The following is a 7599-nucleotide window of genomic DNA, read 5'->3' as shown; positions in this document are numbered from 1 at the left end:
TTTGCTAGTTCCCTCAATTCATTCTCTGACTCAGTGATCTCAATTTTAAGTACTCCTGACATAACTTTTAGTTGTAAATAGACACCATCTTATTTGTAGCACATATTTGGCAAATTGGTATAAAATCAATGCTTCGAGCATTCGCTAACTGGCCAACTATTTTCGTCAGGCTGCACTAGTGCCTTGTCAATTACGGGTCAAGGGTAAGGGGGAAAGGACAAAGGAAGGACTTAATCGGTTGATCGCCACTCGTCAAAATTAGCTTGACAGAGCACTAGTACGAATCAAGAATACATGTCAATATTAATTTGCAGAGACTTTATCGACTGGTATCACCAATCCTTGCAGCATCATGGTCAACTGCAACAAGCAGCGTTTACTGCCTTACGTCTAGCAGATGTGACCCAAAGCTCGTTTGCTCGTCGCCAGTACCGACAATTAATTCAAAGTTCAACTGACTAATCCCACCATACTGTCAGTTGCATCTTCTGGGGGAAATCTTTTTTCAGCAAGACGAAACCCACATTTTCTGCTGTCAGATCAACCCCGGCAATTAAGGTTTGGGCGTTGGAGTGTCAAGTCACAGTTAATCCCATTAGTTTGGAATTCACGGATTTTAAAAATGGCTTCTGGGTTCCATATTCATCTCACCATTAAGGAATAATGACCTTCAACGCTTGAGGAACCACTTCAAACTTGGCAGGGGTTTCCGCAGTAATTTCACCATCTGTATTGATCGAACGCGGCTTTTTCGTCTCAATCAAAAATTCTTGTCCTTCTAATAACCTGACTTTTTTCGCCGGATAGCGTCCTAACCATAAATTCGGCAGTAGCTTAATCATTTCCCACCAATGTCGAATTTCTAGACTATATAAATCCAAGCGTTGGTCATGAATTTTGGCATCGTGAACAATGGTCATCCCGCCGCCATAATGGCGACCATTCCCAATCGCGATTTGCACCGTTTTGACCTTAATCACCTCTCCCCGATGATGAATTTGAGCCGTGAAAGGGCGAGATTTCCATAAGACTCTGACAGCAGTTGCGGCATACGCTAAAATCCCCCAGCGCCGTTTTGCCTGTTTGGTGAGTTGATCGGTAATATCAACACTTAAACCCAAACTTGCAACATTAAAGAAGTATTGTTCATTGACTTTTCCCAAATCAATCACTTGCTGTTTCCCGTTCACAATGACTTGACAAGCCTCTGCTAGAGTAGAAGGGATGGCTAGCGTTCGGGCTAAATCATTTGCGGTGCCCAATGGTAGAATGCCAAGAGGTAATTGTGTCTCAACAATGCCTGCAATTGCTGCGTTAAGTGTGCCATCACCGCCTCCGATAATCACTAAGTTAACTTGATCTTGGTAATTACGAATTAAATCAGGAATTTGGTGCGGGTATTCACTACTTTTTTGCAGCAACGTTAAGCCCATCGCTTCCAAGTGATGTTTAATAATAGGCAGACTTTTTTGACCCTGACGAGAGTGAGGATTAACTAGTAGTAAAGCAGAAGGCATAAGAGAATCGGCAGTAAGGAATAATGAGTCAACAGAGAATTTTAATTTGGTATCGTAATGATTTAAGGGTACATGATCACGAACCTTTATTTCGGGCAACGCAAACGCAAGGGCAGATTATTCCTTTCTATTGTTTTGATACCAGAGAGTTTGGAAAAACCGGATTTGGCTTTCCCAAAACGGGAAGTTTTCGGGCTCAATTTTTACAAGAAAGTGTTGCGAATTTACGAGAAAACCTACGCAACCAGGGAAGCAATTTAATGATTCGGGTTGGTCAACCGGAAATCATTATTCCTGATTTAGTGACAGCCTTTAACATCACAGATATTTTTTATCACTCGGAAGTCACAGCAGAAGAAATTCGGGTCGAAAAAGCATTAGAAAAAAAATTAAGATCACTGGGAGTCAATCTCAAGTCTTATTGGGGCGCAACCCTTCATCATCTTGATGATTTACCCTTGAAAATTGCTAATCTGCCTGATGTTTTTACGCAGTATCGCAAGCGCGTTGAAAAAAAATCAGACATTCGTTCCTCCTTCCCAACACCTGATCGTTTACCGTCTTTACCTCCGGAAATGACTAGCGGTGATCTGCCAAGTTTAGAAGCATTAGGTGTCGAGTGGGTGTCGTCTGATGAGCGAGGGGTTTTAAAGTTTGTTGGCGGAGAAAGCGCAGGCATGACCCGTTTAAGTGAATATATTTGGGAAGAAGATTGTCTGAAGGCTTATAAACAAACTCGTAACGGAATGTTAGGAGCAAATTATTCTTCTAAGTTTTCTCCTTGGTTAGCGCGGGGATGTTTATCGCCTCGTTATGTTTATGAGGAAGTACAAGCCTATGAAGCGTCAAGAGTCAAAAATGATTCAACTTACTGGTTAATTTTTGAGTTAATGTGGCGAGACTACTTCCGTTTTGTTTGTCTCAAATATGGCAATGCCGTTTTTCAGCAAACGGGTTTGCAAGATGTCAAAATTCCCTGGCAAGAAGATTGGCAACGATTCCAACTTTGGCAAGAGGGCAAAACCGGATACCCGCTTGTGGATGCCAATATGCGGGAGATTGCCAGTACAGGATTTATGTCGAATCGGGGTCGTCAGAATGTGGCGAGTTTTTTAACTAAAAATTTAGGAATTGACTGGCGCCTGGGTGCGGAATGGTTTGAATCATTATTAATTGATTATGATGTTTGCAGTAATTGGGGAAACTGGAACTATACGGCAGGCGTTGGTAACGATGCGAGAGAGTTCCGCTATTTCAATATTCCGAAGCAGTCAAAAAATTATGATCCCAAAGGAGATTATTTACGCCATTGGCTGCCTGAGTTAGGAACAATTCCTGGTGATCTCATTCATGAACCCTGGAAACTTTCATCAGACCAACAAAAGGAGTACAACATTATTTTAGGCGTCGATTATCCTCGGCCGATTGTTGATTTCATGAAATCGATTAAAGCGAATCAGGCACTAATGAAACATTAGCGCGATGAAACGATTAAGTTCAATTACTGATGCGAAATTAAAATGATGAATAATGGTGGTTCTGTGCTCATTGTTGATGATGAGCCCAATAATTTTGATGTCATTGAAGCCTTATTAGAAGGTGAAGATTACAAACTTTATTATGCCGCCAGTGCTTCCCGTGCCCTGCGGTGGTTAGAGAAAAATCCGGTCGATGTTATTTTACTCGATGTGATGATGCCAGAAATTGATGGGATTACATTTTGTTCTTATCTTAAAAATAATTCGGATTATCAATATATTCCAATCATCATGGTTACGGCTTTGACCGGAAAAGAAGATTTAGCACGATGTTTAGAGGCCGGTGCTGACGATTTTATTAGTAAGCCTTTAAACTGGATTGAGCTGCGATCGCGCTTACATTCCATGTTACGAATCAAGCAACAGTACGATAATTTACAACTATTGTTGCAACGCCGGGAAGAAATGGCAGAGATTGTCGTTCATGATTTACAAAATCCGGTGACCAGTATTGTTTTATCCTGCGAGATCCTCAAGTTTACCGATTTAGATCCGAAGCAAAGAGCCAAAGTTGATCAAATAAGTGTTGCTGGGAAACGGCTCGAAGAACAAATCCAAACTTTACTGACCTTAGCGAAGCTAGAAACAGGGCGCTTGTTCTTAGATCCAACAGATACTGCTTTAATCCCATTTTTAGAAAAACTGATTCAAGATTTTATTCCAATCGCAGCCGCAAAGGAAATTACAATTACACCGCAATTTGAAGTCGAAAATGATGTTGCTGCGATTGACGATCATTTATTTTCGCGAATTATTAATAATCTTTTATCAAATGCCTTAAAGTATTCTCCAAGAGGCAAAGAAATTAAAGTTAAGCTCCAAGATACATCAGACAAAATCATCCTGAAAGTGATTGATCAAGGGAAAGGGATAAATTCTACTTTCAAAGAAAAAATATTCAAAAAATTTGAAACGGGAAGGAAATATAGTAATGTTAACCAAACGGGATTAGGGTTAGCGTTTTGTCAGATGGCTATTTTAGCCCATGGCGGACAGATTGATGTTGAAGATAATGAACCGCAAGGGGCAATTTTTACTGTGGAAATTCCTCGTTCAGTAAACTCTGAATCTGATTAAGCAAGTAACGTAAACGAACCGGTTTAACTAAGCAATAACTGGCACCTGCCGCCAATAATTGCTCTTGGCTATGATCGGTTGCTTCATCGGTAATCGCAATAATTGGAACTGTTCTGACAGTGACAGGTTGGCGTAATTCTTGAATCATGACTGTTTCTTCCCAGTCAAAACTGGGTAAATCAATCACAATCATGTCAGGTGGAGCGTTGTTAAGGATTGAAAAAATATCTTCTCTGTTATCAACGGCAGTGACTTGATATCCCGATGCCTCTAAATAACTACAAGTTGTATCCAGTCTCGGTTGATCGGAATTGGCAACTAGGATGGAAAAAGACTGACAAAAATCAGTTATTTCTTGTGTCGATAAAGTTGAGAAATCTCCATTAGAAATAAAATAAACTTCTGTATAGGGCAAGTTAACGTAAAATGTACTTCCTTTCCCGACTTCACTCTCAACAGAGACACTCCCTCCATGTAATTCGCTGAGACGACGGACTAGAGACAAGCCCAGTCCAGTTCCACCATGCTGGCGATTGAAATTGCTGTCCAATTGCACAAAAGGTTCAAATAATTGAGACATTTGATCCGGTGCAATGCCAATTCCTGTATCGGCAACAGCAAAAATGATATTTTCTCGGGAAGTGCTTTCGTGAACCGTCAGTGTCACTTTTCCCCCTGGTGGAGTAAACTTAACCGCATTGGTCAATAAGTTAATTAAAACCTGTCGGATTCGCAATTCATCAACATTTAGGCTAGAAATAGAAGTATTAATTTCAGTCTGTAACTGGATTCCTTTCTGGTAAGCCTGTTGGCGAACAAACGTTAAACTGCTCTCACATAGAGATTTAATATTGGCTTGGTCAAAGTTTAAAGTTACTTTTCCCGATTGTATTTTTGCTAAATCAAGAATGTCATTGATGAGAGAGAGTAAATGTCTCGCACTGGTATCAATTGTTTTCACAGCTTGTTGTTGCTGTTCGCTAATGATATCAAACGATCCTTCTTTTAAGCCTTCTGACATCCCTAAAATTGCATTGAGGGGAGTTCTAATTTCATGACTCATATTGGCCAAAAATTGATCTTTTAAGCGCGTGGCACACTCTAATTCTTGGTTGGTGAGTTCTAGACATTCATTCGTGGTTTGTAGTTCTGCTTCAAAAGATTTACGATCGCTGATATCGGTCAATCTAACCAAGTAAGTTATTTGTGTCCCAATTGTAATTTTTTTCCAAGCCACATCTCCCCAAAACTGATCCCCTTGACAAGTGATTAAAATTAGTTCTTCATTCCACATTCCTTGTTGAGCAAGGGTTTGTTCAATTTTGGAAAAAGGTTCTTTATATAAATAATCTGCTTTTGTCAGCAGTGCTTCTTTATTGGGGGCAGCTAGCAATTCTACTGCTCTGCGATTACACTCTAGAACAATTAAAGTGTCAGGATCAATTAAATATAAAGCGTCAGTGGCTTCATCAAAAATCACTTCTCTTAATTTCTGATTGCGAGATAATTCTATGACAGCATTTTTTTGATCGGTAATATCTTGAGCAATTCCAGCCACACGATACACGTTTCCAGTCTCATCTCTAACGGGAAAAGCGCGATCGCGCAGCCAACGAATTTTCCCATCGGGGCGAATAATGCGATACTCAATATCGTATTCTCCTAAAACTTGTTTCGGTATCGCCGCTTTAACTGCTGCTCGATCTTCAGGATAAATCCAACTTAAAAAATTGCGAGGATTAGCCGCCAGTTCTTGACGAGAATGACCCCAGATCTTTTCAAAACCCGGACTGGCATAAACTAAGCGATGCATTTCTGTGTCAATCATCCAAAACACATCATCAATATTCTCTGCCAATTGACGGAACTTTTCTTCACTTTCTTGCAACGCTAGTTCTGCTTGTTTCTGAGCTGTAATATCCAAAAGCACACCGTAACGGATAATCGAGCCATCCGCTTGGCGTTGCGCTTGCGAGCGCACTTGAATCCAAATTAAACGCTGAGAAGGGGTAATCATCCGTCCTTCCCAACACAAGGGCGTCAGCTCAGTTAAAGCTTTTTGCAGGAGTGCTCTAAAACTGTCCTGATCCGCTTCGTGAACTAAATTGACCACTTGCTGGAAATCAGCATAGATTTCTGGAAGTGGAAGCTCTAAAATATCCTCAGCGCGATCGCTAACATATTCAACTTTGACCGTCCCATCTTGAGAATAACGCAGTCGATAAATTGCTCCCGGAATATTACTGGCAACACTTGCTAATTCTTTTGTCTTATCCTGTAAAGATTGCTCGGCATTTTTACGCTGACTAATATCAACAACAATGGCAAAAAAACAAAGTTTCCCTTCCGCTTTTACTAACTGTAAATAAACTTCAACTGGATAGGTGCTACTATCAGCGCGACAATGGGTTGTCTCCCAATTGATTTGTGTTACTTCTCGATTCACTAAAGGCGTAATCAATCGCTTAAAATCAGCCAGATTAAACTCTGTCTCTAAATCGAGAACTGTCATTGTCTGTAATTCTTCGAGAGAATAGCTCAAGTTTTTAGTTGCACGAGGATTCGCATATTCAATTTGTAAAGTTCTCTGGTTAAAAAGATAAACCTCGTTTGGGCTTGCTTCTAAAATCTGGGCTACTTTGATCGCATCTAGTTCCGATAGATTGCTGCGATTTTCCGAGATGCTATTAAATCTCTCTAACATTTTTAGCCATTCTCATTGGTCACTTGATAGTTATTAAAATAACTTAATTTTAGGCAGATGCCCGACTAAAATACTATGGGGAAAAAGCCCAAATCTTTAACTGGGGTTTAGACTGAGGTCAGTTTGTCGTCACTAGGTTAAAATCAGGTTAACAGCTTTTAAAGAGACGTTAATAATGAAACTCAATCAGTATCTCTATCCTCGTGCTTCCTATCGTGGCACCATTAAGCCAGAAAATCTCGTTTTTAATGCGAATTTACAGGAATTTGCCCAACGGATTGGTTATATTGCTAGCCTAGAAACCGCAGGAAAAATTTCTCCTCGGGAAGCTTATGAAAAAGCCAATGCCCTTTGGGAATCTCTAGAAGCCTCTTATCATCAGTTAAAAGATCGTTAGTTTAGTAATTATTGTTCCCCTGATTGTCCCAGAATCAGTCACTCTCAATTGAGGGCTCACACCGGACGGGGAAATTGACTGAATTAGCAATAAAGCAATATTCATGGGCTTGAGCGTGCAGTTGTTTGGCTTGCTCAATTTGAGCAGAATCGCGAATGACAACCCATGGTTTGAGAATCACTTCACTAAAATGACCCTTTCCTTCTTGGGTTTCGATCATCGTTCCCACGGGTTGATCAACATACTGAGCTTCGGGCGACAGCCCCGCGTTGTATGCGAAGCATCAACGTCGGGAAGGATAGCCCGTGACTCGTAGCGAAGCGGAGAGGCACAATCAATCTGGTCTTTCTGGCTTCTCAATATAGT

General features: G+C 40.6%; 7 protein-coding genes. 4 read left to right on the top strand and 3 right to left on the bottom strand.

Features of this window, described 5'->3' with window-relative positions; translation table 11 throughout:
• The first annotated feature begins 294 nt into the window (after nt 1–294).
• Nucleotides 295–462: a hypothetical protein gene (locus GVY04_00470; protein NBD14649.1), complete on the top strand. Its 168-nt coding sequence runs from the start codon at nt 295–297 to the stop codon at nt 460–462.
• A 191-nt stretch (nt 463–653) separates the two neighbouring features.
• Here the strand turns inward: GVY04_00470 and GVY04_00465 are convergent, their stop codons facing one another.
• Nucleotides 654–1517 (bottom strand): lipid kinase, encoded by an 864-nt coding sequence (locus GVY04_00465; protein NBD14648.1) that lies wholly within the window; start codon nt 1515–1517, stop codon nt 654–656.
• A gap of 23 nt (nt 1518–1540) precedes the next feature.
• Between GVY04_00465 and GVY04_00460 the strand changes: the two genes are divergently transcribed.
• A complete protein-coding gene (locus GVY04_00460) occupies nt 1541–2995 on the top strand; it encodes a DASH family cryptochrome (protein NBD14647.1) in 1455 nt (484 codons plus the stop codon).
• A gap of 45 nt (nt 2996–3040) precedes the next feature.
• Entirely contained in the window at nt 3041–4132 is a 1092-nt protein-coding gene (locus tag GVY04_00455; protein NBD14646.1) for a response regulator, read from the top strand.
• On the opposite strand, the gene GVY04_00450 is transcribed toward GVY04_00455, so the two are convergent.
• Nucleotides 4089–6836, bottom strand: a complete 2748-nt coding sequence (locus GVY04_00450; GenBank protein ID NBD14645.1) for a PAS domain S-box protein — start codon at nt 6834–6836, stop codon at nt 4089–4091. The two genes, GVY04_00455 and GVY04_00450, sit on opposite strands and share 44 nt — an antisense overlap.
• Before the next feature lie 175 nt (nt 6837–7011).
• On the opposite strand from GVY04_00450, the gene GVY04_00445 reads away from it, so the two are divergent.
• Nucleotides 7012–7233, top strand: coding sequence for a hypothetical protein (locus GVY04_00445; GenBank protein NBD14644.1), 222 nt, complete (start codon nt 7012–7014; stop codon nt 7231–7233).
• A gap of 34 nt (nt 7234–7267) precedes the next feature.
• Here GVY04_00445 and GVY04_00440 read toward each other — a convergent pair whose 3' ends face one another.
• Nucleotides 7268–7495 (bottom strand): hypothetical protein, encoded by a 228-nt coding sequence (locus GVY04_00440; GenBank protein NBD14643.1) that lies wholly within the window; start codon nt 7493–7495, stop codon nt 7268–7270.
• Nucleotides 7496–7599: the final 104 nt, after the last annotated feature.

It is taken from the genome of Cyanobacteria bacterium GSL.Bin1 (assembly GCA_009909085.1).
In the GTDB taxonomy this organism is placed as follows: domain Bacteria; phylum Cyanobacteriota; class Cyanobacteriia; order Cyanobacteriales; family Rubidibacteraceae; genus Halothece.
This window is presented reverse-complemented; position numbering and strand designations above follow the sequence as displayed.

Excerpts from the sequence above, each read along its gene's own strand:
- GVY04_00470 (NBD14649.1), top strand. The coding sequence starts at position 295 with ATGTCAATATTAATTTGCAGAGACTTTATCGACTGGTATCACCAATCC.
- GVY04_00460 (NBD14647.1), top strand. The coding sequence starts at position 1,541 with ATGAGTCAACAGAGAATTTTAATTTGGTATCGTAATGATTTAAGGGTA.
- GVY04_00450 (NBD14645.1), bottom strand. The coding sequence starts at position 6,836 with ATGTTAGAGAGATTTAATAGCATCTCGGAAAATCGCAGCAATCTATCG.
- GVY04_00445 (NBD14644.1), top strand. The coding sequence starts at position 7,012 with ATGAAACTCAATCAGTATCTCTATCCTCGTGCTTCCTATCGTGGCACC.
- GVY04_00455 (NBD14646.1), top strand. The coding sequence starts at position 3,041 with ATGAATAATGGTGGTTCTGTGCTCATTGTTGATGATGAGCCCAATAAT.
- GVY04_00465 (NBD14648.1), bottom strand. The coding sequence starts at position 1,517 with ATGCCTTCTGCTTTACTACTAGTTAATCCTCACTCTCGTCAGGGTCAA.